Source organism: Bacillus sp. bc15 (assembly GCF_900142585.1).
Lineage (GTDB): Bacteria > Bacillota > Bacilli > Bacillales > Bacillaceae_G > Bacillus_A > Bacillus_A cereus.
Genome location: NZ_FRBJ01000011.1, coordinates 118,939 through 145,149, shown reverse-complemented (window position 1 = coordinate 145,149; position 26,211 = coordinate 118,939). Strand labels below are relative to the sequence as shown.

Genomic DNA, 26,211 nt, shown 5'->3' with positions numbered 1-26,211 from the left:
CCTTGTATCCCCTGAGGACCCTCTGGACCCGTTGCTCCAACTGGCCCTGGCACACCTTGGATTCCTTGCGGGCCCTGAAGTCCCTCTGGGCCTTCTGGACCTGTTGGACCTATCTCTCCTTGTATCCCTTGGATTCCAGTTGGACCTTGTGGCCCAGTCGGACCTATGTCACCTTGCGGACCTTGGATTCCCTGTGGACCTTGTGCTCCTGTTCCCCCTGTCGCTCCTTGGATTCCTTGAGAACCTTGTGGGCCTTGAATTCCTTGTGGGCCGGTTGGACCTATGTCGCCTTGTGGGCCTTGAATCCCTTGCGGACCTTGATCTCCAGTGGCCCCCGTTACTCCTTGAATTCCTTGGGGACCTTGAACACCTTGGGGACCCGTCGGACCTATCTCTCCCTGCACACCTTGGATTCCTTGCGGACCTTGCAAACCCGTCACTCCGGTTGCTCCCGTTTCTCCTGTCGCTCCTGTCACTCCAGTTGAGCCTGTCGCCCCAGTATCTCCTGTTACTCCTGTCGCACCTGTTGCTCCTGTCGGGCCAGGTGGTCCACCAGATGGACCAGTTACTCCCGCCGGACCTGATGGCCCCGTTGGGCCGGTCGGTCCTGCTGGTCCTCCAGATGGGCCTGTTACCCCTGTTGGACCGGTTACTCCTGTTGGGCCTGTAGTGCCTTCCCCTGTTGCTCCTGTATCTCCTGTTGCCCCCGTCGGACCTTGGATTCCTTGAATTCCCTGTGAACCTTGCACTCCTTGTGCGCCCGTCGCTCCTTGAATTCCTTGTACTCCTTGCACACCTTGGGGACCCATCGGACCTGTTGGACCAATCTCCCCTTGAGCACCTTGCACTCCTTGGGGACCCTCTGGACCCGTTGCTCCTATTTCCCCTTGTATCCCTTGAATTCCAGTTGCTCCTTGTACTCCAGTTGCTCCCGTTATCCCTTGCACACCTTGTATTCCCTGTATTCCTTGTGGACCTTGTGGGCCTGTTGTTCCTACCGGTCCTTGAATACCTTGTATCCCCTGAGGACCCTCTGGACCCGTTGCTCCAACTGGCCCTGGCACACCTTGGATTCCTTGCGGGCCCTGAAGTCCCTCTGGGCCTTCTGGACCTGTTGGTCCTATATCACCCATCGGACCTTGTATCCCTTGAACTCCCTGTGGGCCTGTTGCTCCTGATGGCCCTGGTACTCCTTGGATTCCTTGTGGACCTTGATCTCCTGTTGCTCCTGTGGCCCCTTGAGGCCCTATAGCCCCCTGTATTCCTTGTGGACCTTGATTCCCTGTTGCTCCCGTTGCCCCTTGAATACCTTGAACTCCTTGTATTCCTTGTTCACCAGTTACTCCCGTCGGACCAGGAATACCTTGAATACCCTGCGGACCTTCTGGACCTGTTGGCCCAATTGGCCCTTGAATCCCTTGGATTCCTTGCAAGCCCTGTGCTCCCGTGCTTCCAGTCGGACCTGTACTTCCCGTTGCTCCTGTTACCCCTGTACTTCCTGTAGCCCCAGTATTCCCCGTTGCTCCAGTCGCACCTGTACTTCCACTTGGTCCACCACCCGGACCTGTCGCACCAGTCGGCCCCGTCGGACCAGGAGGTCCTCCTGACGGGCCAGTGATCCCTGTTGGACCGGTTACTCCCGTCGGACCTGTTATCCCCTGACCAGTCGCTCCGGTTGCACCTGTATTTCCACTCGGTCCTTGTGTTCCTTGTATCCCTTGTGCTCCTTGTATTCCTTGTGGACCAGTTGCACCCGGTAACCCTTGGACGCCTTGAATTCCTTGAGGTCCCTCAGGTCCCGTCGCTCCAATTGGCCCCTGTAATCCCTGTATCCCTTGTATACCTTGTGCCCCAGTCGCTCCCGTTGAACCAATCGGACCTTGTAACCCTTGCACCCCTTGAGGTCCTGTCGCTCCAGTTTCTCCTTGTGGTCCTCTCAATCCTTGTGGCCCCTGCTGTCCTTCTGGTCCAGTTGCACCTATTGGCCCAACTGATCCTTGTATCCCTTGCACACCTTGAGGTCCTGTCGGGCCCATCTCCCCCATCGGACCTTGTAACCCTCTCGGTCCTTGAGGACCAGTTGGACCCCGTGGACCTGTTGGGCCAGTAATCCCTATACCTGTAAATCCAGTTGGAACAGGAGGGAAAGTAGGCCCAATAAGTTCGGGGGGAATTCTAAAATTAGAGCTTAACGAATTTTGCCCCCCATTATTATCACGTTTCTTCACACTTTCACCACCTACAAACCGTCTTTTTCATAATAAATAAACCTCTTCTTAATCTATTTACAAAAATAATTTCCAAGACTATTTTTATTTTAAATAATAAAAACTCCCTTAATTCCTTAAGGGAGTCCAGCAACTGAATCCATATTATCTGTATTAGGGACAGCTTGTGCTATACCCGATGCATTTACACTTTGCCCCATATTTATTCCTGTTACAGTACCAGCAGGAGTGCCTCTTGTATATGTTGTCGTCACCGAATCACCCGGCTGTAAACAAAGCTTTGTCTCCGTCCCTATTACTGTAACAACATCAATCCAAGTGCACCCCATTGAACCACTATATGATTTCGAAGCAGTAAATGAAGTATCACTCAAATTATCACCGGTAAATATATTTCCAGTGTTATTCACAATAACAAATTCTTTTATATGAGCAGGCATAATTACACTCTACCTTTCCTCTATGAACCTAATGTACGTGTACTCGTTGCTAATGGCGGAAGAAACACTGATGTTCTAATGACTGCTTCTGGCTGTCTTTTCCCATTTAAAAAAATAGCCGCACTCGACCCTCCAGCACCTGCATATACTTTTGCTACAGCTAAAGGCGAGATATCATAACAGTCGCCGACATTAACAGCTCCTGTATTATTAATAATTTTTACTTTACGCAAGTTAATCCCCATTGACCCCTCCTCCTTTTTTATACTGTATGCAAAAGAAAAAAACTTGAAACAGACTCGTTTCAAGTTTTTAACTATTAACTATTTCGTTTCACCTTCATATTGAAGCATACCGCCAACCATATTCACTGTTTTAAATCCTTGCTCATTTAAATAATGACATACATTTTCACTGCGCATTCCTGAACGACAAATAAAGATATATTCATTCTCTTTATTAAAGAAATCTACTTTATGTGGGATATCGCCCATTTTAATATGTACAGCTTCTGGAATCTTTCCTGCCGCTACTTCTTCATCTTCTCTTACGTCTACTAGAAATAACGTTTCTCCATTTTCTAAACGCTCTTGTACCTCTTCTGTAGTAATTGTTTTAACTTCTGTCATATGTAGTTCCTCCTTATATACAATAAAACCTTTATTTTCTTTTTCACAAACATTCTCTACCAATTTTAGCACGCAAAAGAAAGAACGCAAAGAATCGAAAAACTATTTCTCAATTTTCTCTCAAAATTTATTCTTTACAAACATAACTAGCACATTGTATCCTCAATATACTTGTTTTATGAAAGGAGTCGATTAAAATGACACTTTTTCTTTTCATTATGGGCATTGTGTTCTTACTCGCTGCAATTATTGCTCTTAGTATGAAAAATAATAGAAAAATAAAATCCTCACAAGAAATGTCATTCTTATTTCTATTGCTTAGCATAGCGTTTTTCGGTATAGCAATAGCTACATATATTTTCCGTCTACAAATCATGTAAAAAAAGGTGCCTATTACAAACATTGCACCTTTTCCCCATCATTTGTCTTCTACACAAAACTAGATACTTTCCGATTCAAAAATTCATAAACTTTCTTTTCAAATAAATGAATATCAAATGCTCCTGCCATATGCCCATTTATACTTTCTATCTCATACACTTCCGCATATTTTCCTTGTTTTTGCAAAATATCTACCATTTTATAATTATAACGAGACGGCTGAAGCAAATCTTGTTTACACGGAATCATAAGTACATTCGCTTCTATGTTAGAAAGAGATTCTTCTAGTGAAGAAAACCCATGTGCAATATCATGCAATAAAACTGCCTTCGCAGTATACATCCATGAATTTGCATCTACTAACTCTATACTTCTATATGTCGCTTTATTTATCTCTTTTTCAAATGATGTTAATGTAGAAAACTTTTTATAAGGTTCTATCTCTATACTATTACGAGGAAATGCCATTTCATAAAAATGCTCATCAAACGCGTTCATAAACATCATTCTATTTGCTAAATGAAGCCCTTTTATCGGCTGCTCTTCTCCGTATTTTCCATCTTTCCAACTTGGATCCAGTTGAATTGCCTCAATCGCATTTTGTGCTACGTTTACAGACGTAATAATTGGATTTTGTGGGTTCGTAATAACGCCAATCATCCGCTCTACCATATGTGGATAGTGAACCGCCCATTGTTGTGCAATCATCCCCCCCGCCGACGGTCCGATTACAGCGTGTAACCTTGAAATTCCCATACCTTTTATTAACTCATATTGCATACGAGCTACATCAAGAAATGTAAAAACCGGAAAATCCATAGCATATTCTTCTCCAGTTTCTGGATTAATCGATTTCGGTCCTGTTGTAATCACATATGGATTCCTCGCCTGCACATTACAAAGATTATCCGTACATATAACAAAATACTTATTTGTATCAATTGCTTTCCCAGGTCCAATGAGCCCATCCCACCAACCAGACTCCTCATCATGCACTGTATATTTTCCTGCCGCATGACTTGTTGCACTAAAATAATGACAAACCAAAATCACATTTGACCTTTCTCTATTCAACGTACCATATGTCTCGTATCCCATTTGAACAGGAATTTCCCTGCCATTTTCAAACGTAAACTCTTTTAAAACAAACTTCTCCTTTTTTACAATTTGCACAGACTCTCCCTCTCCCCGTTATAGTATGAACTGCTTACTAAAGATTTTTTTCTATGCAAACTAATCTCCTTCTTCTTTTCATAAATAAATGAATAATATACAAAATTAGCCACAAAATAGCACTATATTACAAGATTAAAGAGGGCGTACATATGATTTGGAATTGGTTACGTAAGAAAAAAAAATCAAATACACCAGAAGCAAACAAAACAGATAACTGGGAGCAGCATTCTAACAATCAAGAGGATGATAACAAAGAACAGACTAGAAGTACGAAACATAATAAAGGTAAAAATAACGAGCAAAAAGATTCTTCTCAGGATAAGCAACAAAGTGCTAAACAGGAGGACTCGTCTCAAGATAAACAACAAAGCGCTAAACAAGAGGATTCCTCTCAAGGTAAGCAACAAAGTGCTAAACAAGAGGATTCCTCTCAAGATAAACAACAAAGTGCTAAACAAGAGGATTCCTCTCAAGGTAAGCAACAAAGTGCTAAACAAGACGAACCTTCTCAAGAACAACAGCAACATTCTAAGCAAGACAACTCAGAGCAAAATCAACAACACTCTAAGCAAGACAACTCGGAGCAAGGGCAACAGCAACATTCTAAGCAAAACGACTCCGAGCAGGATCAACAACAAAGTGCTAAACAAGACAAATCTTCTCAAGGACAACAGCAGCAAAACTCTAAAGGTAATAGTATTTATGACTTTACAAAACCAGAAAAAGATCGTATTCATTCTTTACAAAATTTAATAGAGAAGCTGAAAAAGTCTAGTGATTTTGTAAATTATCATACATCCGACGATGAAACGATGCCTTATTGGATTTCTTACTATCGACCTTCACTTGATGGAGAAAAATTACAAAAGTATTTAATGCCCACTCTTTTAGAACGACCTAACGCATCACTAGAAGAGCTGAAGGAACATATCCCGATGAGCGGCATTACAATTACGAACGACTTACAAAAAATTGAGGATATGGTTTTAAAGGGGCATGCGATTATTCAATTGAATCAGCAAGATCAAAAATGTATGCTTGCAAACATTGCAATTGATAATTATCGTGCACCAACCCCTCCTTTAAACGAATCAACTGTTATTGGTCCGCAAGAAGGTTTTGTAGAGGATATTGATACAAACATTAATTTAGTTCGAAAACGTCTTCCTGTTTTGGATTTACAAACAAAAGAAATGATTATCGGCGAGTTTTCCAAAACAAAAGTTGTCATGATGTATTTAGACAACCTCGCTGAAAAAGATAATGTAGATTTTCTAGAAGAATCATTACGCGCTCTTGAGTATGATCAAATTAATGATAGTGCTTATATACAAGAATTGATGGGTGAAAAATCGATCTTCCCTCTCTATATTAATACAGAACGCACTGATAGAGTTACAAAAGCACTAATTGATGGAAAAATCGCTATTTTCGTTGATGGTTCTCCAAGTGTTTTACTAACACCTGTATCCTATTTCGATTTTTTCATTTCACCAGAAGACTATAACGTCTCCTGGATGTACGCTACATTTTCAAGGATTTTAAGATTAATTGCCGTTCTATTTTCAATTTGCGCTACACCATTATACGTTGCAGTTTTAAATTATCATTATGAACTTATTCCAAGTGATTTACTTGAAACTTTGATTTTATCAAGGGCACAAGTACCATTCCCACCTTTAATTGAAGCGCTCTTTTTAGAACTTGCAATTGATTTATTAAGAGAAGCCGGCGCAAGGTTACCAATGAAAGTTGGTCAAACGCTCGGTATTGTAGGCGGTATCGTAATCGGGCAAGCATCTGTACAAGCTGGTTTAACGAGCAATATTTTATTAATTATCGTTGCCTTATCAGCACTTGCTTCCTTTATTACACCTATTTATAAAATGGGTAACGCTGTTCGATTACTACGCTTTCCTTTTCTTATGTTTGCAGAAATAGGCGGATTGTTCGGGATTTCTCTTGGATTTATCTTCTTATTTACTCATCTATTCAGGCTTACTTCTTTACGCAAGCCATACGCTTTGTTTTATCCAACAAGACAACAATCTGTTAAAGATTCTTGGATTCGTTTTCCTTTAACAATGATTGATACAAGAGATGTACAAGCAAGGCCACAACATGTAAAAAAAGCAGCGAAAGGAATTTCAACAAAACATAGATCAGACTTTGATGATTAAGAAATGAGGTGCATTCGATGAGTAAAGTTCAAGAAAAATATCAAATATCTCCTGTCTTTGTTTTCTTCTTAATTCACGGTGCACAGTTCGGTGCTGGAGTTCTCGGATTCGCTCGAATTATCGCAAAAGCCGCTGGATACGACGGCTGGATGGGAGTTATAATCACGGGAATTTTCATCCATATTATTATATGGATGATGTATGTCTTATTAAAAGAAACAAATGGGAATTTAGTTGATTTACATCGGCAAACATTTGGAAAATGGCTAGGAAATGGCATTAGCATCATCTTTATGGCTTATTTTTTAATCGTTAGTATTTCAGTCATCCGAACATATGTTGAAATTATTCAAGTATGGATGTTTCCTACCGCTTCCACCTTTATGTTAACACTCTTTTTATGCTTAGTTAGCTATTACATTATCTCTTCTGGATTTCGTGTAATTACCGGTATTTGCGTCATCTCTGTTGGTGGTACATTAGGATATTTATTTCTAAGCTTATTCGTTTTGAAATATTCACATTGGGATAATTTACTACCTATATTCACACATTCTTTTTCAGACATTTTAAAATCCGCTCAACTGTCAATCTACAGTATGACCGGTTTTGAGATTTACCTCATGGTGTATCCATTTGTGAAAAAGCCTATGCAATCTCATAAATACGCTCAGCTTGGAGCACTATTTTCAAATCTTCTATATCTATTTAGTACCCTTTTAGCCTTTGCATTTTTTAGTGAGAAGCAATTGTTAAAAACAATATGGGCACAACTTTCTATGACCCAAGTCATTCAATTACCATTTATAGAAAGACTCGAATATATTGCAATTTCAGGCTATGCACTCGTTATTATTTCAAGTTTTATCCTCCCTTTATGGGCGTCAATGAGAGGAACTCATGAAATATTCCGTGTAAAACAAAGGGGTGTTTTAATTGCTTTTATCTTTATCACTCTCATTGTTTCGCAACTTTTAACAAACAGACACGATATTAATAACTTTATTAGTAATGTATCAAAAGTTAGTTTTTGGCTCATTTATGTATACATCCCAATCCTATTTATTATTGTGTGGGTGAAAAGAAAATGGAAAAAATCAAAAGCACAAGCAAATTAATACTTATTTCTTGTATAACATTCTTCAGTCTAATTGGATGTTTACAAAAAAATATTATCGATGATGTACAACTTATTCAAGGAAGCGTTTTTGATGTCGCAAAAGATAATAAAGTAAAAGTGACATTCGTTTGTCCCATTCAAAAAAAAGGAAATAAAGTTCAAGTTTTTGAAGGCAGTGCAAATGCGGTAAAACAAGTAAAAGCAGACACATCTTTAGAGTCTTCTCAACCTTTTGCTAGTGGACAAATGCGTGTCGCTCTATATACGATAAGACTTGCCAAAACAGGAATGTCTACTTCATTCGATACATTACTCCGAGATGTGAATATAGGGAACGCTTTATATGCTGCTTTATTAGATGGGAATGGTACTGAACTTTTAAAAGGCAAATATTCGACTTCATACAACGTTGCAATTTATATAAAAAAATTGCTAGAACATAACATGGAGACCGGACCTTTACCAGCGGATAATCTACATATAGGAGCATTTCGCTATTATCAAGAAGGAAAAGACTACTATATTCCCATTCTAAAGAAGCATGGTGATAAAATAAAAATTACCGGAATTGGCCTTTTTAAAAAGGATAAATATATCGGTAAAATTGCGGAAAAAGATATGTTCATATTTAAAGGACTATTAGAGAAACATAAATTAGATTCACATGAATTTAAAACAGATTCTGCGTACGTAATGATTAATAATATTCGTTCTGTTCCAACTTACGATATAAAAATTAAAAACGGAAAGCCTTCTTTTTTCATTCACGTTCGTCTTGACGCACGTATTCAAGAACTATCAAAACAAATTAACTTAGAAAATAACAAGAACACAAAAAACATTGAAAAAGATGTCCAAAAACAATTAGATAAACAAGCTGCTAAGTTAATTAAGCAATTTAAATCTTTAGGCGTCGATCCTCTCGGACTAGGTGCAAAGTATAAACAACATTATCGCCCATTCAAATTAGAAGAATGGAGACAAATGTATAAAGATGTTCCGGTTCATATAAAATACACCGTAAATATTACAAATTCTGGTGTCATTGAATGAGAAATGATTGAACTCCTCTCTCCAGCATGATACAACGGAGAGAGGAGTTTTTTATTATCAAATAGAGAGAGAAGATATTTATGGGGGAGCTTATGTCTAAAAAATTAGTAAAGCCTATTTTAAATGGTATTTTATTTCTCGGCGTCTTTTTATTTGCTCATACATACTTAAAAAATGTTTCCTTCACACGTTACTTGCTTGTCGTTATACCAATGTTACTCGTCGGTATTTTTGGCATCGATCTTATTTCATCGCTTTTAATAAAAAAAGAAGAATAACGAGCGAACATCTTATTTCGATAAGATGTTCTTTTCATTTCATAATCACCTTATGTTACAATAAACTTCGGCATAACGTAAGAAAGGATGAAACAACATGACAAACGAAAAAGGTTTAGATAAAGGATACGAACTTGTTGCGAAAATGCATGAAGTATTCGGACATCCTGTGACAAATACTCCAACAAAATTAACAGAAGAGCGTGCAAAAATCCGTGCAAGTTTTATGCAGGAAGAACTAGAAGAATTTCTAGAGGCAACGACTGTTGAAGATCAATACGATGCACTGATTGACCTTATTTACTTTGCATTCGGAACGTTTGCAGAAATGGGCGTACGTCCAGATAAAGGATTCGAAATTGTAAACAACGCCAACATGGCAAAACTATTCCCTGATGGGAAGCCTCGATTCCGTGAAGGCGACGGTAAGATTCTAAAGCCAGAAGGCTGGCAAGCACCGGAACCACAACTTCGTGCTGAAATTGAACGTCAGCGTCAAGAAGCTGAAAAAAACTGCTAGGATTTCCTAGCAGTTTTTTATTATGGCTTTTTTTCTGCCAATCATTAATGACCCACGTGCCCTGCGTGTCCTGCTGCTCCACTAATACTAGCTGCTCCTGCTGCTGCCCCTGCTCCTCCTGCTCCAATTCCACCTGTCCAAGGAGAAGATTGTTGCTGTTGTTGATATTGCTGATATTGCTGATATTGTTGATGATGTTGGTGCTGTTGACCTTGGTGTCCATGATGTTGGCCTTGGTGCCCATGATGACCGTGTTGGCCTTGATGACCTTGATGACCTTGGTGATGGTGGTGACCTTGGTGTCCATGATGTTGGCCTTGGTGGTGATGTCCATGGTGACCATGTTGGCCTTGGTGAGTTTGATAAAGAACAGCTTGCGGATGAATGTGGTGGTGACCTTGATGATGTACTTGTTGTTGGTGATGACCATGATGGCCTTGGTGACCTTGATGGTGATGATGACCATGATGGCCTTGGTGACCTTGATGGTGATGATGACCGTGGTGGCCATGTTGGCCTTGATGGTGATGATGACCATGATGGCCTTGGTGGCCTTGGTGGTGGTGATGTACATGATGACCGTGGTGGCCTTGGTGATGGTGATGTACATGATGATCGTGAACACCCTGTGGATAACCACCTACTCCTCCTGCCACTACACCTACTCCCGGTACAGGGAATCCTGTCTGCACTCCTCCAACGAAAGAAGGAAATGTAGTTGGTCCCCCTACTGGAATTCCTGTCTGTACGCCAGCTACTGATGTTGGAAATCCTCCTGTTACTGTAGGCATTCCAGCCCCTGATGTCGAAAATCCTCCCATTAATGTAGGCATTCCAGTTTGCATGCCAGCTACCGATGTTGGAAATCCTCCTGCTGCTCCACCCATCCAGCTCGGAATTCCACCGTATCCTTGTTGTCCTCCTCCCATTAACATCATTTGTTCATAACTATCCGATCCACCCCCGAAGAAACCATGTGGTGCATTATTGTCCATCCCTTTCATTCCTTTCACCTCTTCTGCTCAATTTTACCTACCTTTTTTATCATATTTCCTAGTGAAGAATAGGTGTTTGTCTTTATAAGAATTCCTCAACAAACAAATTAAAGGAAAAGATGCAAAACGCCTTTAAAGTAAACTTCTTTATAAATTAAAAACTTATATAAAAGTGATCCAAAGATTATTTTTTACACAAAAAAGCCCAGAGTATAAATACTCTGAGCTTTCATTTAGAATAAATTAGTTTGCAACAACGTTAACAAGTTTTCCAGGAACAACAATTACTTTACGAACTGTTTTCCCTTCAATTTGGTCTTGAATTGCTTCAAGTGCAAGTTGTTCCATTTCTTCTTTTGATGCGTCTTTACTCATTGTTAGTTTTGCGCGAACTTTACCCATAACTTGAACAACGATTTCAACTTCATCTTCTACAAGTTTAGACTCATCAAATGTTGGCCAGCTTGCATATGTGATTGTTTCATTGTATCCAAGTTTGCTCCATAGCTCTTCCCCGATATGAGGTGCAACTGGTGCAATCATTTTTACGAAACCTTCTACATATTCTCTTGGAAGTGTTTCAGCTTTGTATGCATCGTTGATGAATACCATCATTTGAGAAATCGCTGTGTTGAAGCGAAGCTCTGCATAGTCTTCTGTTACTTTCTTCACTGTTTGATGGTAAGCTTTTTCAAGCTCTTTATTTGGTGCGTCAGTAATTTTCTCACTTAATTCACCGTTATCTTGAACGAATAGACGCCATACGCGGTCTAGGAAACGACGAGCTCCGTCAAGACCATTTTCAGACCAAGCGATTGAAGCATCTAATGGTCCCATGAACATTTCGTATAGACGAAGTGTATCTGCACCGTGGCTTGCTACGATATCATCAGGGTTTACAACGTTACCTTTTGATTTACTCATTTTCTCGTTGTTTTCACCTAGAATCATACCTTGGTTGAATAATTGTTGGAACGGTTCTTTCGTTGGAACTACACCGATATCGTATAATACTTTATGCCAGAAACGAGCATATAGTAAGTGAAGTACAGCGTGCTCTGCACCACCGATATAAATATCAACTGGAAGCCATTGTTTTACTTTTTCAGGATCTACAAGTGCTTCGCTATTGTTTGGATCGATGTAACGTAGGTAATACCAACAGCTACCAGCCCATTGCGGCATTGTATTTGTTTCACGACGACCTTTTTTACCAGTCTCAGGATCAACAACATTTACCCACTCGTCAATGTTAGCAAGTGGTGATTCACCTGTACCTGAAGGACGGATGTTTTCTGTTTTCGGAAGAACTAATGGTAATTCCTCTTCTTTCACAGCTGTCATTGTACCATCTTCCCAGTGAATTACTGGAATTGGCTCACCCCAGTAACGTTGACGGCTGAATAACCAGTCACGTAGACGGTACGTTACTTTTTGATTTCCTGCGCTCGTTACTTCAAGCCATTCAATCATTTTTGCGATTGCTTCTTCTTTATTTAATCCATCAAGGAATGCTGAGTTTACGTGTGCACCATCACCTGTGTACACTTCTTTCGTAATATCTCCGCCTTTTACAACTTCCTTCATTGGAAGATTAAATACTGATGCGAATTCATAATCACGCTCATCGTGAGCTGGAACTGCCATTACAGCACCTGTTCCGTAAGTTGCAAGAACATAGTCAGCAATCCAGATTGGTAATTTCTCACCGTTTACTGGGTTAACTGCGTAAGCACCAGTGAATACACCAGTTTTTTCTTTCGCAAGTTCTGTACGCTCTAGGTCACTCTTCATTTTTACAGCGTTAATGTAAGCTTCTACCGCTTCTTTTTGTTCTGCTGTTGTAATTTCTGCAACAAGTGCATGTTCCGGAGCAAGTACACAATATGTTGCACCAAATAGTGTATCAGGACGCGTTGTGAAAACTGTGAACTTCTCATCTGTACCGTCGATGTTGAAGTGTACTTCTGCACCTTCAGAACGACCGATCCAGTTACGTTGCATATCTTTTAAACTTTCAGGCCAATCAAGCTCATCTAGATCTTCTAATAGACGATCTCCGTAAGCTGTAATTTTTAACATCCACTGTCTCATCGGACGACGCTCAACTGGATGTCCACCACGCTCACTCTTACCGTCAATGATTTCTTCGTTTGCAAGTACTGTACCAAGTGCTGGACACCAGTTTACAGGTACTTCATCAACGTAAGCTAAACCTTTTTCAAATAGTTTTAAGAAGATCCATTGTGTCCACTTATAGTAGTTTGGATCTGTTGTATTTACTTCACGGTCCCAATCATAAGAGAAACCTAATGATTTAATTTGGTTACGGAACGTATTAATATTATGCTCTGTAAATTCAGCTGGGCTGTTTCCAGTATCAAGTGCATATTGCTCTGCTGGAAGACCAAATGCATCCCATCCCATTGGATGAAGAACGTTATACCCTTGCATACGCTTCATACGAGATAAAATATCTGTCGCTGTATAACCTTCTGGATGTCCTACGTGTAGGCCTGCACCTGATGGATATGGGAACATATCTAGTGCATAAAATTTTGGTTTTTCTGTCTCATCTGGCGTACGGAATGTTTTATTCTCTTCCCAGTACCCTTGCCACTTCTTCTCAATATCTTGATGATTAAAGCTCATGAGATACCCTCCTTGAAATTCTATTTATTTTCACCGCCCAAAATACAAAAAACCTCTCATCCCTAGAAAGGGACGAGAGGTTATAGATTCCCGCGGTACCACCCTAAATTAATGTAAAAATATACATTCGCTTAGATCCGTAACGTGGATTAACGGCAATTGCTACTATTAGTTTCACAACTGCAACTCAAAGGCGAGTTCATAACGAAACGTGGATTGACTTGCACCGACCGTCAACTCTCTAAACCAGCTTCTATTACTACTACTCCTTCTCACTGTTATTACACATATAAGTTAAGTGAACTATCCTTCATCTAGTATCTCTTAAGAGCTTACTTAAAGCGAGGACTTCTCGGTTAATCTTTACTCTTAATAACTAACGAATTCATCTTAAGACAGCCGAGCTATCTCCCTTGTTCTAAAGGTTGTTTTATTTAAATATATTCTAAAACATGTGAACATGTTCCGTCAAACTAAACTGCAATTTTTTCTTCAACTGCTTCTTCTACTTTTACTCGTTTATCATAAATACTCGTTGCTATAAGCGCTACTACAAGCATTACCATGATTGCTATAAACAATACTTCCATATTGTATAAATCCACAATTGCTCCGCCAACGACCGGCCCGAACATTTTCCCTACAGTCGCCGCACTATTTACGACCCCTTGATAAAACCCTAATTTATCTTTTGGTGCAAGTATATTTGCAATCGTTGGAACCGCAGGCCATACAAATAACTCACCAATTGTTAATGTTACCATCGCAATGAGGAACATCGTAAATTGCTGCGCTTGACTTAGCACAATGAATGACGCCGCAAAAATAAAAATTCCAATCATAATTTGTTGCTTTAAAGAACGCTTCATCCAGCGAATTAACATACTAACTAACGGCTGCGCACAAACGATCATCGCTCCGTTTATCGTCCATAATAAACTATAGTGGCGAAGGCTAATATTCAATTCTTGCATATGTGTTGCAATCGCTCCTTGCCACTGTACGTATGTAACCCAGCATAAAGCATATGCTACACATACGATAAGAAGTGCTTTGAATCCAGGTGTAAGTGACCAACCTTTTTTCGTCTCGACTTCTTTTTGCACTCCTGGCTCTTTCTTGTCTTCCATACCACGGAATCCAATAAAAGCAATTAAGAAGAAAACAAAGTATAAAATAAAGTTCGCTAAGAAAATATAATCAAAACGATATGAAGCAACTAAACCACCGCACGCTGTTCCAATCGCAATACCAACGTTTTGTCCAACGTACATCGCATTAAACGCTCGTCTTCCGCCCTCTGGCCAAACCGTACCAACCATCGCGTACATCGATGGGAAGACCATCCCAGAACCGAAGCCGATTAACGCTAGCCACACAACATATAACGGCCAACCGTGGAAGAACACAAGACCTAAAATCGATACAAGTGTAATGACAATCCCTACTAAAATTGATTTATAACCGCCCCATTTATCAAATAAAACACCGCCGAGCAAGTTTCCGATTACACCAGTAAGCGAGTTGATCATTAATACCATTCCGGCCACAGATAAAGATTTGCCTAGGTGATCATGCAAATAAATTGTATTAAAAGGCCATAAAAAAGAAGCACCCGTGACATTAATAATCATCCCAGCTACTAATAGCCATACTTTCCTTGGCATAGTTTCCCCTCCTATTCTATTTTTTTCGTTCATATATATAACAGTAAAATTGTAGTCGTTTTTAAATAGGAAGGCAACTGATTAATAGTTGATGAAATTCAGATAATGGTTTTGCGGTAAATGAAATTATATTGATTACTTCTTGGATTATATCAGCGATTATTAGAATATATCGGCGCAACTACAAATATATCAGCGATTATCAAAATATATCGGCGCAACTACAAATATATCAGCGATTATTAAAATATATCGACTTACCGACAAAAAACGACGACAGTAACAATATATAAAAGGGTAGACTGCATGAAATTTTCATGCAGTCTACCCTTATTTGTACTATCCAACTTCTTTTTCTCGCTTCGCACTTTCTTTAGCGCTCCATTTAAATATTTTATCTAGTAAGGAATATATTCTCCCAGATTCTTTCGTTAACAAAGGTCCTAACGATGCTAATATTAAAACATACAAAGCTGAGAATGGTTTAATCGTTGCCATTAAGCCGCCCGCAATTCCAATATTCGCGACGATAATGGAAAATTCTCCGCGTGATACAAGTGTTAAACCGATATTCGTAGAAGCCTTATGCGATAACCCAGCTTTACGCCCCGCAACCATTCCAGCAGTAAAATTACCGATAAGAGTAATGAAAACTGCTCCTAATGCCAACCACACTGCTCCGCCAAGTGAAAATGGGTCTATACTTAAACCGAAGCTGAAAAAGAATATAGCTCCAAAGAAATCACGAAACGGAACGACAAGCTGTTCAATTCGATCACTATGCTCTGTTTCAGAAAAAACGAGTCCTAGTAATAATGCTCCAATTGCCTCTGCAACATGAATCGTTTCTGAAAATCCTGCTACAAAGAATAAAATAGCGAATATTACGATAATAAAAATTTCATTGGACGAAATATCTAACATTTTATTTAAGAATCGTGTAGCTTTTCTAGCAACTACAAAGAATAGTAGCATATACCCTACTGCGATTAAAATAGATGTAAGAGCACCTACAAATGACGTTGCCCCTCCGAGTACTAATCCTGAAACGACTGATAAATATACCGCTAAAAAGATATCATCAAACATAATGATTCCTAAAATTAGCTCCGTCTCTTTATTACCAGATCTTCTTAAATCAACAATTACTTTCGCAACAATTGCACTCGATGAAATTGTTATGATCCCAGCAATAATTAATGTTTCTAATAAGGGGAAACCCATTATATATCCGTAAAGTAAACCTAATATAAAATTAAGCGATATATGAACAGTTCCCCCAAAAGCAATTGATTTTCCTGATTTAATTAATTTTTTAATTGAGAATTCTAAGCCTAAATAGAATAAGAGGAATATAACGCCAACACGGCCGAGGAAGGAAATAACTTCTCCACTTTCAATAAATCTTAAATCGATAAGCCCTAAATCTGGGGCATGTGGTCCCACTAGCATACCGAGTATAATGAGAAACGGAATAATCGAGAACTTTAACTTTGCAGCGAGAATAGCTGCAAAAGCGACTAATACTAACGCAGTTCCAACTTCAAAGATTAAAGTATCCATCGATTATGAATCCCCTCCTACTGAAAGCAACTCATTAATAATTCTTTTTACTTCATGTCTTTCGCCTGATAATACGAGCATATCGCCAGCTTCAATGATAGAATCTGGGCCTGGATTAAAGAACTTCTTCATATTCTTTTTCAAAATGGCAATAATCGTTACGTTATATGTGTTTCGAACATGTAAACTACCAATTGTTTTTTGTACAACTGGTGCATTATTTTCCACCTTAAACCACTCAATTGATAATCCCTCAAAAGCCATTTCAATCGTATCTAAAGCTTGTGGCCTATATACCATTCCGCCCAATATAGCTGCAATTTGTCTCGCTTCAGAATCACGAAGAGAGACACTTGAAATACTCTCTTCATGATCAGCATCAAAATGGTACATTTCTCTTCGGCCATCATCATGAATAACGATAACCATCTTTTCATTACCTTTTGTAATCACTTCAAACTTACATCCAATACCCGGCAGTTCACTCTCTCTAATATTCATATTTTCCGCCTCCTAATTTTTTAGTTACGGCTTTTATAAATCGACATCAATCTCCGTTTTAAAGGTCTCATCCTTTGAGATACCTAAATACTTTAGTGTCTCTGATGGAGTCGCGTGATGAAAATGTTTTTGCAATAGCGCAATCGCTATCCCTCTTTTGTACGCATGAAATCCGAACGTTTTTCGCATTGAATTCGTTCCGATTTTACCAACAACTCCAACTGCTTCTGCAGCATTATGAATTACACGATACGCTTGTTGGCGCGTAATTGAATTTGGCGTTTTATTAGATTGAAATACGTAATTTTCTCTTTTAACGCCAATAGATTGTACGTAATCTAAAAGCGCTTCTTTTACTTTTGTATTTAAATAAATATCTTGTTTAAATTTTTCATCTTTCACAGGAAGAGCATAAAACTCTTTAACAGTCCCGTCTTCATTTAATACATCTTCAAATTTCATGCTAAGTAGTTCTGTAATTTTTAATCCTGTGTTAATTCCAATAACAAATAAAAGATAATCTCGCTGGGAGTGCTCTTTTAAATATTTTTTCATAGCCTCAATTTGGCTTATATCTTTTAATGCCTCTACAACTTCCATACATGTATTCTCCTCATCTTATGAACGGTAATTTTCTCATTATGTTGTCCATTTTACCTTATCATGCTATGAGATTTCCATGTGTTATCCATTATTTTCACAATATACTCAGGTGGTTCTGAAAACTTTCAATGTGGAAACTTACGATTGTATAAATACGTTGCGGTAAAAAAATGTGGGGATAAAAGTTCAGCTTCTTTCTACAGATTGCATTCCTCCTTTCCTTATACAGCTACTTCTACTTTTATATTACGTTACTTACTTACATTATATTATACATTTCAGTAACATTAAAGTGTTTTTTTCTGAAAATAATAAAAACCGAGCGTTTTTGCTCGGTTTTTATTATTAATCTTCTTTCGGAAGAACAATTCCTTTATACAATTGAACGGTAATGAAGTAATAAATCGCATAAATAACTACGAAAATTACAATTGGTACCCAAATACGGAAGTACGGATCGATTAAAATAAATCCGAAAATATTCATACCAACTAATACGTGAGCGATACCCACAATTGCTGGGAATAAGAATACTAAGAATAACTCTTTATAAATCGATTTCGTTAGTAACTCACGGCGCACACCGATTTTACGAAGCATTTGATAACGCGTAATATCTTTTGATGCACCAGAAAGAATTTTAAACATAAGGCAGCTTGCCATCATTGCTAAGAACGCAATTCCAAGGAAGAATCCCATAAATACTGTTCCACTCGCAATGCCATAGAACCCACTATAAGCTTGATATTTACTATCCATTTGTTCAGCTTTTACATTTTTATATTTATCTAGCTGCAACTCATCAAGTTTTTTCCATTCTTTTTTATATGTTAAAAAATCATCTGTTTTTCCGATAAATGCTATACCTTCTTTACCATTTATCCCATCGTACATTTTTTGATCTACAATTTTAATTGCATGATCATTGTATAAATAATATGGATGGATTGTACTAAAAGCATCTGTCCATTCCGCTGAAAGTTCTTTAGTATTCGCATCTTTTTGATTCATCTCTCTAGAAACTGCACCTACCGGTAGTTCCTCTGAAACTTTTTTCGTATTTACTAAATCCTTCATAGACTTCATCTTTGCCATATCTTTTACGAAAGGACGATTTTTCTCTAAATCTTCTTTTACATAGTAAACGTATTTATCATCAACTTTATAACGATATTCGCTTTTCTCTTTAAATGTAATACCATCTAAAATTTTCTTTTCTTCAGCTGTTGGATTATGAACTACTGAATCATATATTACTAAACCATCTACCATTTTTATAACGTTATTTTTAAATGCCATACCACCTGAAATTGCACCAGCTCCAAGTGCAACTAACATTGCCACTGTTGCAAGTACTTTCGTTAAACTATTAATTCGGAAGTTTAATTGTGCAAATGTAAAAGCATTAAGTCCTTTTTCACTACGCTTTTTATTACTTTTTAACTTTTTAATAATGACTGGAAGAAGTGAGCCAAATAGCATGTAAGTACCAGCTGTCGTTGTAATTAATGCAATAAGGATTCCCATCTCTTTTAGTTTTTCCATATAGATCATAGATGCATAACCTATACCTAATAAAATAACAGCAAGGAATGCCACTACAACTGTCTTTTTACCTTTTACTGCAACACGCTCTGTTTGTGCATCTGCATGTACTAGTTGCAATACAGAAATACGTGACAATTTAATACTGTTCATAATTGCTGATAATACAAATAGTGCAAAGAAGAAGATGCAAGTAACAGTCATAGATGGTAGATAAAATGCTTTATACCCTTCACCAGCAAATTCAAGCTGTTTCATTAATAACTGTCCAATACCTTCTGCAAGTCCTACTCCAACTGCAATCCCGATTGCAAGAGACGCAGCACCTAATACGATTGTTTCAATAAACATAAGTAATGTAACTTTATGTTTTTTCGCACCTAACATCATATACATACCGAACTCTTTTTGACGAAGAGATAATAAGAAAGAGTTTGCATATAAAATGTAGAAGAACGTTATAATTGCTAATAAAAATGAACCTGCTTGGAATACGAATCCAATAGATTTAATCACTGAATTAGATTCTAAAAATGCTTTATTCAGTGCTAACGTTTGGAACATGTAAAAAATTGAAATCGACATGACAAGACCAACAAGTAAGACGATATAATCTTTCAGCTTACTTTTCAGCCCCGACATGGAAAGTTTAAATAACATACTGGAACCTCCTTTCTTACGCCTTTTGTGTACCTAAATCTGCAAGTACATCTAAAATTTCTTTGTAGAACTCTTCACGCGTACCACCGCGATGAATTTCTTTATATAGCTCACCATCTTGAATGAATAAAATACGCTGACAGTAACTTGCACTATATGGATCATGCGTAACCATCATAATCGATACGCCTTGATCTTTATTTAAGTTTGTCATCGCATCAAGTAAACTCGTTGCATTTTTAGAATCAAGCGCTCCTGTTGGCTCGTCCCCTAAAATAATTGCCGGCTCATGCACAAGTGCACGCGCTGCTGCTGAACGTTGTTTCTGTCCACCAGATACTTCAGATGGATACTTTTGAAGAATTTCTGTAATCCCTAACATATCCGCTACTTTTTCTACTTTCGGTCCAATATTACGTGATGCGACACCTTGAAGAGATAATGGAAGTGCGATGTTTTCATAAATAGATAAGTTCTCTAATAGGTTAAAGTCTTGGAAAATGAATCCTAATTTTTGTGAACGGAAATCAGAAAGTTCACCTTGCTTCATTTTCGTAATATCCGTACCCGCAATTTCAACAACGCCGCCCGTTGCTTTATCAAGTGTTGAAATTACGTTTAATAATGTCGTTTTACCAGAACCAGATGGTCCCATAATCCCTACAAACTCACCCTCTTGAATTGAGAATGAAACACCTTTTAATGCATGTGATTGGTTCTCACCTTTTTTACCGTACACTTTTTGAACGTTTTTCACGTCTACAACTGGTTTCGTCATATATATCCTCCTACGCTTGTTTTTCCATTACCTATTTTGCGCTTTTTAGAGGCGAACTGCTATTTGTTAACATTACATTTACCTTACACTTTTGTAATATAAAAAAGATAAGTGTGTAAGGTTCGTTGATAAATGAAATTTTATTAGCGATTTCTCAAATATATCGGCGATTCGCGAAGGAATATCAACTTTCCGAAAAAGATGAAAATGAAAATAAAAATGGGCTGTTCCACAAAAGGAATAGCCCATTTCTCTCTCTATTTCTTTAAAGGTGTTACCGTCCAATACGTAACAACTCGCCAAATCCATTCTAATGGACCCATTTTAAAGATTTTCATCCAAATTACGCTAAAGACAATTTGAATTGCATAAATTGCAATACACACATATAAAGTCTGCATGTACGTTAAGTTTCCTGCAAAGTTAAATACACTTCCTGCGATTAAAATCATTGCAGTTTGTCCAATATAATTCGTTAAAGCCATGCGGCCATAATATTTCAATGGTGCTAATAATGTTTGAACTGGTTTTAACTGAAGTAATAAAATTAATGCTCCTACATAGAAAGCTGAAATAATTGGTCCAACTGTAATGCCAATTTTTAAGAATTGACCTGCAGCGTCCACTGTTCCATCCTCATTCATGAGCATCATATTTACAAATGGTTCGGCAGGAACGTGTCCATATTGATACCATAACGCGACAACACTTAAAACAAACATAATTCCTGTAAAAATAGCGACTTGTTTAATTTTTGCTGAAAGATTTTCAAATACTTTATACTGCCCCGCAGCAAGACCTAATAAAATTAACCCTAATGGTAATAATTCCTTAGCTGCCATAATACTAAAAGCTATCGTAAGAATAAGACCAATTACTACATTCACTTCTTTTTTCGCTTTATAAAACGGTAAAACGATTAACCCACAAATTGCGTATAACGCTAGTGCTTCTCCAGGCTGAAACATTTGATGAATTAAACCAAAAATAAATAATGCTACTAAGCGACGTAAAAATAAAACATAGCCATTTTTCCCTTTCGCAATCGCTCTTGAAATAAAGATATAGAATCCCACTCCAAATAAGAATGAGAAGATTGAGAAGAAACGACCTTCTACAAATAAGTATAAAAATCTTTGATAGCTAGCATCCACTGTATTAGGATCTGGAATTTTAATGTTAAGTAATGCGAGAATATTTACTAAAATAATTCCCAGTAGTGCAAAGCCACGAATGTAATCTAACTCATCAATTCGCTTGTTTGTAATATTGTTCCCCATAAAGCAACTCCTTGTATAAAATTTAATCCTTCCTTACTCTACTGGAGAAAGCTGCTCACAACTATCGACAAACCTTACATAAATCTTACATTATTGTCATATAGCAAAATAAAACCAGGTCATATTTCGACCTGGTTTACTCTGATTGTTTTGATTTTTGAGGTTGTCCTTTTTTACTATTACGCTGTTTTACTTGAACAATCGGATCAAGTTCATTCGAAAACTCAGCGTTATGTCCATTTTGTGTTTTTTGCTCTGGATTATTTTGATCTGAACGTTTCGCCATTACATTCACTCCTTATTAGTGCGGTGTAATAATCATTTGATGTTGCAATTGGCGAATTGCCATACGTGCTCTATTTAATTGCTCACGTTGCTCATCATTCGCATGTTGTTGCATCGTTTGTAAATCGTTATATGCTTGTTCTAATTGCAACTGCGCATCCGAATACTCCATCGTATTATAATGCTCTTGTCTCATACCTTGGTCTAATTGTTCTTTCGCATATTCCACCGCTTGTTCCGCTTGTGTAATATACGATTCAAGTGATTGACGCTCTGCCATAATTGTCCCTCCTTGCTTCAATTCCCCTTTAGTGTGTCCCTTCCTTATGAACCTTATGAGTATGTTATAATGGATTTTGTGTTATTTTGACTCGGCTTAGGAGGGAAAGTAATGAAGGTTCAAAACCCTTTTCCATATACAAACGACAATAAACGTTATCATACATGGAATTATCATTTACGAAATGAATTTGGTGAAAAAATCTTTAAAGTTTCATTAGATGCTGGCTTCGATTGCCCGAACCGTGACGGTACAGTTGCTTATGGCGGTTGTACATTTTGCAGTGCTGCTGGATCTGGTGACTTCGCTGGCGATCGCCGCGATGATGTTATAACGCAATATCATGAAATGAAAGAAAAAATGCGCTCAAAGTGGAAAGATGGAAAATGTATCGCTTATTTCCAGGCGTACACAAATACACATGCACCACTTGAAGTGTTAAAAGAAAAATTCGAACCGCTTCTAGCAGAAAAAGACGTTGTCGGTCTTTCTATCGCAACTCGTCCAGATTGTTTACCAGACGATGTTGTTGAATATTTAGCGGACTTAAATAAACGCACGTACCTTTGGGTTGAACTCGGACTACAGACCGTTCATGAACGTACTGCAAATCTTATTAATCGCGCTCACGATTATCCGTCTTATGTGGAAGGTGTAAATAAATTACGTAAGCATGGCATTCGAGTTTGCTCTCATATTATTAACGGTCTTCCTCTTGAAGATTACGACATGATGATGGAAACAGCACGTGAAGTAGCGAAGCTTGACGTACAAGGAATTAAAATCCACTTACTTCATTTATTAAAAGGAACGCCAATGGTGAAGCAATATGAAAAAGGACAACTCGAATTCCTTTCTCTTGAGGATTACGTAAGCCTCGTTGTTGACCAACTTGAAATTATTCCAGAAGACGTAATTGTGCACCGCATCACAGGTGACGGTCCGCCTGATTTAATGATCGGTCCAATGTGGAGCTTAAATAAATGGGAAGTATTAAATTCCATCGATGCAGAATTTGTACGCCGCGGAAGCTGGCAAGGAAAATATGCAAATGAGGAGAAACAAAAATGAAATTAGAACGTGTATTACCGTTTGCTCGTACTCTCTTGCAAACGGCAGTAAAAGAAGGCGATTACGCTGTAGATGCAACTTTAGGAAACGGCCATGACACTTGCTTCCTAGCTGAAATCGTTGGAGATAACGGAAAAGTATTTGGATTTGATATTCAAAAAGGGGCAATTGAAAGCTCAACAACTCGTCTAAAAGAAAAAGAACTTTTCGAACGTACTGTTTTAGTTCACGATAGTCACGATACACTTCTATCCGTATTACCGGAAGACGCAAAAGGAAAAGTAACAGGTGCAATTTTCAACTTAGGTTACCTTCCAGGCGGAGACAAGCATATCGTTACAAAACCGAACTCAACAATCTCAGCGATCGAACAATTATTAGAAGTAATGGCACCTGAAGGTATCATCGTCCTTGTTATTTACCACGGACACCCAGAAGGACAAGTAGAACGCGACGCTGTGCTTACATTTGCTGAAGAACTAGACCAAAAACAAGCACACGTACTGCGATACGGCTTCATTAATCAACAAAATAACCCGCCATTTATTGTGGCGATTGAGAAGCGATAATATATCGACGATTTTTCAATTATATCTATCGTAACTCGGGATATATCAACGATTTTTTCGATATATCTATCATAACTTACAATATATCAACGATTTCTCGGATATATCGATTGTTCGACAAAACATAACAAAAAAAGACGTGCATTCACTGCACGTCTTTTTTTATTCTCCTATATAATGGATATATAGACTATTTAAAGAAAGAAGGATAGAACTTTACTAGTAGAACTACGGGGAATTCAAAAGAAGTACGGCAAATCACTTATACTAGACAATATTGATTTATCCCTTCCAGAAGGAGAAGCACTCGCCATTGTTGGCGGAAACGGGACGGGAAAAAGTACTCTACTCAAAATAATTGCAGGATTTGTTTCACCTACGGCAGGGGCACTTCAAAGAAAAGAACATATACAAATTGGCTATGTACCTGAACATTTTCCTGAAGGGATTCGTTTTACATTAGAGGATTATTTATATCATCTCGGCCACATTCACGGTTTATCAACCAAATATTTAAAAGATAAAATCCCGATGCTTCTTGAATCTTTTCATTTACAGCATGCAAGACATTCTGTTGTACGAAACTTTTCAAAAGGTATGAAACAAAAAACTAGTATTATGCAAGCATTACTTACAGACGTCCATTTATTAATTTTAGATGAACCGCTTTCTGGGCTCGATCCTAACTCTCAGCAAGAATTAGAACATATTTTACTCTCATTAAAACAACAAGGTATATCTATACTCTTCACATGTCACGAAAAACAACTATTAGAAAACTTCGCCGATAGAATTGTGACGTTAGCAAATCATACAATTGCAGAAAATACCTCTGCACAAAAAGTAGCAGAACAGGTCTATATTGAGGCAATCGTTCACGACACATTTTCAGCAATAGAACTACAAAAGCAATCCGGTTTTATACACGTTGCACACAATGCAAATCAAAATCTTATTCAATTACAAATCGAAAAAGAATATACAAACGAAATACTTCAGTTTTTATTACATAAAAAAGCATCTATCACACTGCTACAACCTAACTTTTAAATCGAAAGAAGGTTTATTATGTTTGCGCTTATTCGTTACCATTTTCTCGACTATACAAAATCGTATAAGTATGTCCCTCCTATTGCGATGTACTTTGTGAGCTTGCTTTTTGTATATACATATAAACCGACTCCTATTGTACCGACATATTTAGAAACAGCTCTCGCGCTTTATTTATTATCTGCCTGGATTACGGTCACAATTTTTCATACTGAAGACCCTGTACAAGAACAAATTACTATTTCTCACACAAATAATATTTCCGCATTATACGTTGGTAAATATATTACAGCTCTTCTCATTTGTACTGTATTATCTTTTATATCAGTAATCTATCCAATTATTTTGCAAATGTTTAATGAAAAAATGACTGTTTCTTTATTATTAGTCGGATTTCTCGCTCACATGTCTTTCTCTATACTAGGAATTTCAATTGCAACTTTATTTACTAGAAATATTATTCCAAAAGCAAGCACAGCTTGTCTTAGCCTGACATTTATATTACTTATAACGATTGCCTCCATCCGGTTTAAAAAAGAGTTACTATGGTTTTTACCACCTATCGAAAGCTTTCTAATGCTTGGCCAATATAAATTTAATATACTTACTCACACGCTATGGCTCACAGCTTGGGCTATCGTATATTCATTTTTATTACTTACTTTATTTCTTTTTATCGTTCGCAAAAAACGTTTTTAATTACATAT

Annotated in this window: 25 protein-coding genes, 1 pseudogene and 1 other annotated feature; of the genes and pseudogenes, 10 read left to right on the top strand and 16 right to left on the bottom strand. The window is 38.0% G+C overall.

Annotated elements, in window-relative coordinates; genetic code table 11:
• The 4 genes and pseudogenes from BUA87_RS25755 to BUA87_RS25740 form a co-directional block, all read right to left on the bottom strand.
• Window positions 1–2,228, bottom strand: a pseudogene (locus BUA87_RS25755) (BclA-related collagen-like exosporium protein); the annotation flags it as partial.
• Between the two features lie 116 nt (window positions 2,229–2,344).
• Window positions 2,345–2,668 carry a hypothetical protein gene (locus BUA87_RS25750; RefSeq protein WP_001110850.1) on the bottom strand — a complete coding sequence of 108 codons (324 nt, stop codon included), beginning with the start codon at window positions 2,666–2,668 and terminating at the stop codon, window positions 2,345–2,347.
• Between the two features lie 20 nt (window positions 2,669–2,688).
• The gene (locus tag BUA87_RS25745) at window positions 2,689–2,913 is read right to left on the bottom strand and encodes a spore germination protein (RefSeq protein WP_000512463.1); all 225 of its coding nucleotides are present in this window, start codon (window positions 2,911–2,913) and stop codon (window positions 2,689–2,691) included.
• 78 nt (window positions 2,914–2,991) lie between these two features.
• A complete protein-coding gene (locus tag BUA87_RS25740; protein ID WP_000141207.1) occupies window positions 2,992–3,297 on the bottom strand; it encodes a rhodanese-like domain-containing protein in 306 nt (101 codons plus the stop codon).
• A 197-nt stretch (window positions 3,298–3,494) separates the two neighbouring features.
• Between BUA87_RS25740 and BUA87_RS25735 the strand changes: the two genes are divergently transcribed.
• Window positions 3,495–3,677, top strand: coding sequence for a hypothetical protein (locus tag BUA87_RS25735; protein ID WP_016512224.1), 183 nt, complete (start codon window positions 3,495–3,497; stop codon window positions 3,675–3,677).
• Between the two features lie 49 nt (window positions 3,678–3,726).
• Here BUA87_RS25735 and BUA87_RS25730 read toward each other — a convergent pair whose 3' ends face one another.
• On the bottom strand, window positions 3,727–4,851 hold the full coding sequence (locus BUA87_RS25730) for a homoserine O-acetyltransferase family protein (RefSeq protein ID WP_001167624.1): 1,125 nt from the start codon (window positions 4,849–4,851) through the stop codon (window positions 3,727–3,729).
• Window positions 4,852–5,003: 152 nt separating this feature from the next.
• Between BUA87_RS25730 and BUA87_RS25725 the strand changes: the two genes are divergently transcribed.
• The 5 genes from BUA87_RS25725 (at window position 5,004) to BUA87_RS25705 (ending at window position 10,005) form a co-directional block, all read left to right on the top strand.
• Window positions 5,004–7,034 carry a spore germination protein gene (locus BUA87_RS25725; protein ID WP_072941242.1) on the top strand — a complete coding sequence of 677 codons (2,031 nt, stop codon included), beginning with the start codon at window positions 5,004–5,006 and terminating at the stop codon, window positions 7,032–7,034.
• Window positions 7,035–7,051: 17 nt separating this feature from the next.
• A complete protein-coding gene (locus tag BUA87_RS25720) occupies window positions 7,052–8,152 on the top strand; it encodes a spore germination protein (RefSeq protein WP_000049081.1) in 1,101 nt (366 codons plus the stop codon).
• On the top strand, window positions 8,122–9,207 hold the full coding sequence (gene gerHC / locus BUA87_RS25715) for a spore germination protein GerHC (protein ID WP_000411387.1): 1,086 nt from the start codon (window positions 8,122–8,124) through the stop codon (window positions 9,205–9,207). The genes BUA87_RS25720 and gerHC overlap by 31 nt, the downstream gene beginning before the upstream one ends.
• Before the next feature lie 92 nt (window positions 9,208–9,299).
• Window positions 9,300–9,485, top strand: coding sequence for a hypothetical protein (locus tag BUA87_RS25710; RefSeq protein WP_000038781.1), 186 nt, complete (start codon window positions 9,300–9,302; stop codon window positions 9,483–9,485).
• A gap of 97 nt (window positions 9,486–9,582) precedes the next feature.
• The gene (locus BUA87_RS25705; protein ID WP_000180554.1) at window positions 9,583–10,005 is read left to right on the top strand and encodes a pyrophosphohydrolase domain-containing protein; all 423 of its coding nucleotides are present in this window, start codon (window positions 9,583–9,585) and stop codon (window positions 10,003–10,005) included.
• A gap of 44 nt (window positions 10,006–10,049) precedes the next feature.
• On the opposite strand, the gene BUA87_RS25700 is transcribed toward BUA87_RS25705, so the two are convergent.
• The 11 genes from BUA87_RS25700 to BUA87_RS25645 form a co-directional block, all read right to left on the bottom strand.
• Window positions 10,050–11,009 (bottom strand): hypothetical protein, encoded by a 960-nt coding sequence (locus tag BUA87_RS25700; protein WP_071713457.1) that lies wholly within the window; start codon window positions 11,007–11,009, stop codon window positions 10,050–10,052.
• Window positions 11,010–11,243: 234 nt separating this feature from the next.
• Window positions 11,244–13,652, bottom strand: coding sequence for a leucine--tRNA ligase (gene leuS / locus BUA87_RS25695; protein WP_000009442.1), 2,409 nt, complete (start codon window positions 13,650–13,652; stop codon window positions 11,244–11,246).
• A gap of 65 nt (window positions 13,653–13,717) precedes the next feature.
• Window positions 13,718–13,937, bottom strand: a binding site (T-box leader).
• A 188-nt stretch (window positions 13,938–14,125) separates the two neighbouring features.
• The gene (locus tag BUA87_RS25690) at window positions 14,126–15,319 is read right to left on the bottom strand and encodes an MDR family MFS transporter (RefSeq protein ID WP_001137537.1); all 1,194 of its coding nucleotides are present in this window, start codon (window positions 15,317–15,319) and stop codon (window positions 14,126–14,128) included.
• A gap of 339 nt (window positions 15,320–15,658) precedes the next feature.
• Window positions 15,659–16,882: a cation:proton antiporter gene (locus BUA87_RS25685; RefSeq protein WP_000380176.1), complete on the bottom strand. Its 1,224-nt coding sequence runs from the start codon at window positions 16,880–16,882 to the stop codon at window positions 15,659–15,661.
• Between the two features lie 3 nt (window positions 16,883–16,885).
• Window positions 16,886–17,383, bottom strand: coding sequence for a cation:proton antiporter regulatory subunit (locus tag BUA87_RS25680; RefSeq protein ID WP_001026053.1), 498 nt, complete (start codon window positions 17,381–17,383; stop codon window positions 16,886–16,888).
• Between the two features lie 33 nt (window positions 17,384–17,416).
• Entirely contained in the window at window positions 17,417–17,983 is a 567-nt protein-coding gene (locus BUA87_RS25675) for a tyrosine-type recombinase/integrase (RefSeq protein ID WP_000454206.1), read from the bottom strand.
• 348 nt (window positions 17,984–18,331) lie between these two features.
• A complete protein-coding gene (locus BUA87_RS25665; RefSeq protein ID WP_050822136.1) occupies window positions 18,332–20,191 on the bottom strand; it encodes an FtsX-like permease family protein in 1,860 nt (619 codons plus the stop codon).
• Window positions 20,192–20,207: 16 nt separating this feature from the next.
• Entirely contained in the window at window positions 20,208–20,969 is a 762-nt protein-coding gene (locus tag BUA87_RS25660; protein ID WP_000165837.1) for an ABC transporter ATP-binding protein, read from the bottom strand.
• 257 nt (window positions 20,970–21,226) lie between these two features.
• The gene (locus BUA87_RS25655; protein WP_072941236.1) at window positions 21,227–22,249 is read right to left on the bottom strand and encodes a DUF418 domain-containing protein; all 1,023 of its coding nucleotides are present in this window, start codon (window positions 22,247–22,249) and stop codon (window positions 21,227–21,229) included.
• 136 nt (window positions 22,250–22,385) lie between these two features.
• The gene (locus BUA87_RS25650; RefSeq protein ID WP_001129340.1) at window positions 22,386–22,535 is read right to left on the bottom strand and encodes a hypothetical protein; all 150 of its coding nucleotides are present in this window, start codon (window positions 22,533–22,535) and stop codon (window positions 22,386–22,388) included.
• Window positions 22,536–22,550: 15 nt separating this feature from the next.
• Window positions 22,551–22,814, bottom strand: coding sequence for a YtzC family protein (locus BUA87_RS25645; RefSeq protein WP_000840869.1), 264 nt, complete (start codon window positions 22,812–22,814; stop codon window positions 22,551–22,553).
• A gap of 111 nt (window positions 22,815–22,925) precedes the next feature.
• Here BUA87_RS25645 and BUA87_RS25640 point away from each other — a divergent pair, with 111 nt between their 5' ends.
• The 4 genes from BUA87_RS25640 to BUA87_RS25625 all read left to right on the top strand — a co-directional run bounded on the left by BUA87_RS25640 (window position 22,926) and on the right by BUA87_RS25625 (window position 26,203).
• Window positions 22,926–23,885: a tRNA modification radical SAM protein MnmL/YtqA gene (locus BUA87_RS25640; RefSeq protein WP_000868033.1), complete on the top strand. Its 960-nt coding sequence runs from the start codon at window positions 22,926–22,928 to the stop codon at window positions 23,883–23,885.
• Window positions 23,882–24,454, top strand: coding sequence for a tRNA 5-(aminomethyl)-2-thiouridylate-methyltransferase MnmM (locus tag BUA87_RS25635; protein WP_025118657.1), 573 nt, complete (start codon window positions 23,882–23,884; stop codon window positions 24,452–24,454). Before BUA87_RS25640 ends, BUA87_RS25635 begins: the two co-directional genes overlap by 4 nt.
• A gap of 237 nt (window positions 24,455–24,691) precedes the next feature.
• On the top strand, window positions 24,692–25,504 hold the full coding sequence (locus tag BUA87_RS25630; RefSeq protein ID WP_072941233.1) for an ABC transporter ATP-binding protein: 813 nt from the start codon (window positions 24,692–24,694) through the stop codon (window positions 25,502–25,504).
• Between the two features lie 18 nt (window positions 25,505–25,522).
• On the top strand, window positions 25,523–26,203 hold the full coding sequence (locus BUA87_RS25625) for an ABC transporter permease (protein ID WP_072941228.1): 681 nt from the start codon (window positions 25,523–25,525) through the stop codon (window positions 26,201–26,203).
• Window positions 26,204–26,211 lie beyond the last annotated feature (8 nt).

What these genes read in the sequence shown, in the direction of transcription:
- BUA87_RS25750 (WP_001110850.1), bottom strand. Translation starts at nt 2,668, where the DNA reads ATGCCTGCTCATATAAAAGAATTTGTTATTGTGAATAACACTGGAAAT.
- BUA87_RS25745 (WP_000512463.1), bottom strand. Translation starts at nt 2,913, where the DNA reads ATGGGGATTAACTTGCGTAAAGTAAAAATTATTAATAATACAGGAGCT.
- BUA87_RS25740 (WP_000141207.1), bottom strand. Translation starts at nt 3,297, where the DNA reads ATGACAGAAGTTAAAACAATTACTACAGAAGAGGTACAAGAGCGTTTA.
- BUA87_RS25735 (WP_016512224.1), top strand. Translation starts at nt 3,495, where the DNA reads ATGACACTTTTTCTTTTCATTATGGGCATTGTGTTCTTACTCGCTGCA.
- BUA87_RS25725 (WP_072941242.1), top strand. Translation starts at nt 5,004, where the DNA reads ATGATTTGGAATTGGTTACGTAAGAAAAAAAAATCAAATACACCAGAA.
- BUA87_RS25720 (WP_000049081.1), top strand. Translation starts at nt 7,052, where the DNA reads ATGAGTAAAGTTCAAGAAAAATATCAAATATCTCCTGTCTTTGTTTTC.
- gerHC (WP_000411387.1), top strand. Translation starts at nt 8,122, where the DNA reads ATGGAAAAAATCAAAAGCACAAGCAAATTAATACTTATTTCTTGTATA.
- BUA87_RS25710 (WP_000038781.1), top strand. Translation starts at nt 9,300, where the DNA reads ATGTCTAAAAAATTAGTAAAGCCTATTTTAAATGGTATTTTATTTCTC.
- BUA87_RS25705 (WP_000180554.1), top strand. Translation starts at nt 9,583, where the DNA reads ATGACAAACGAAAAAGGTTTAGATAAAGGATACGAACTTGTTGCGAAA.
- BUA87_RS25700 (WP_071713457.1), bottom strand. Translation starts at nt 11,009, where the DNA reads ATGAAAGGGATGGACAATAATGCACCACATGGTTTCTTCGGGGGTGGA.
- leuS (WP_000009442.1), bottom strand. Translation starts at nt 13,652, where the DNA reads ATGAGCTTTAATCATCAAGATATTGAGAAGAAGTGGCAAGGGTACTGG.
- BUA87_RS25690 (WP_001137537.1), bottom strand. Translation starts at nt 15,319, where the DNA reads ATGCCAAGGAAAGTATGGCTATTAGTAGCTGGGATGATTATTAATGTC.
- BUA87_RS25685 (WP_000380176.1), bottom strand. Translation starts at nt 16,882, where the DNA reads ATGGATACTTTAATCTTTGAAGTTGGAACTGCGTTAGTATTAGTCGCT.
- BUA87_RS25680 (WP_001026053.1), bottom strand. Translation starts at nt 17,383, where the DNA reads ATGAATATTAGAGAGAGTGAACTGCCGGGTATTGGATGTAAGTTTGAA.
- BUA87_RS25675 (WP_000454206.1), bottom strand. Translation starts at nt 17,983, where the DNA reads ATGGAAGTTGTAGAGGCATTAAAAGATATAAGCCAAATTGAGGCTATG.
- BUA87_RS25665 (WP_050822136.1), bottom strand. Translation starts at nt 20,191, where the DNA reads ATGTTATTTAAACTTTCCATGTCGGGGCTGAAAAGTAAGCTGAAAGAT.
- BUA87_RS25660 (WP_000165837.1), bottom strand. Translation starts at nt 20,969, where the DNA reads ATGACGAAACCAGTTGTAGACGTGAAAAACGTTCAAAAAGTGTACGGT.
- BUA87_RS25655 (WP_072941236.1), bottom strand. Translation starts at nt 22,249, where the DNA reads ATGGGGAACAATATTACAAACAAGCGAATTGATGAGTTAGATTACATT.
- BUA87_RS25650 (WP_001129340.1), bottom strand. Translation starts at nt 22,535, where the DNA reads ATGGCGAAACGTTCAGATCAAAATAATCCAGAGCAAAAAACACAAAAT.
- BUA87_RS25645 (WP_000840869.1), bottom strand. Translation starts at nt 22,814, where the DNA reads ATGGCAGAGCGTCAATCACTTGAATCGTATATTACACAAGCGGAACAA.
- BUA87_RS25640 (WP_000868033.1), top strand. Translation starts at nt 22,926, where the DNA reads ATGAAGGTTCAAAACCCTTTTCCATATACAAACGACAATAAACGTTAT.
- BUA87_RS25635 (WP_025118657.1), top strand. Translation starts at nt 23,882, where the DNA reads ATGAAATTAGAACGTGTATTACCGTTTGCTCGTACTCTCTTGCAAACG.
- BUA87_RS25625 (WP_072941228.1), top strand. Translation starts at nt 25,523, where the DNA reads ATGTTTGCGCTTATTCGTTACCATTTTCTCGACTATACAAAATCGTAT.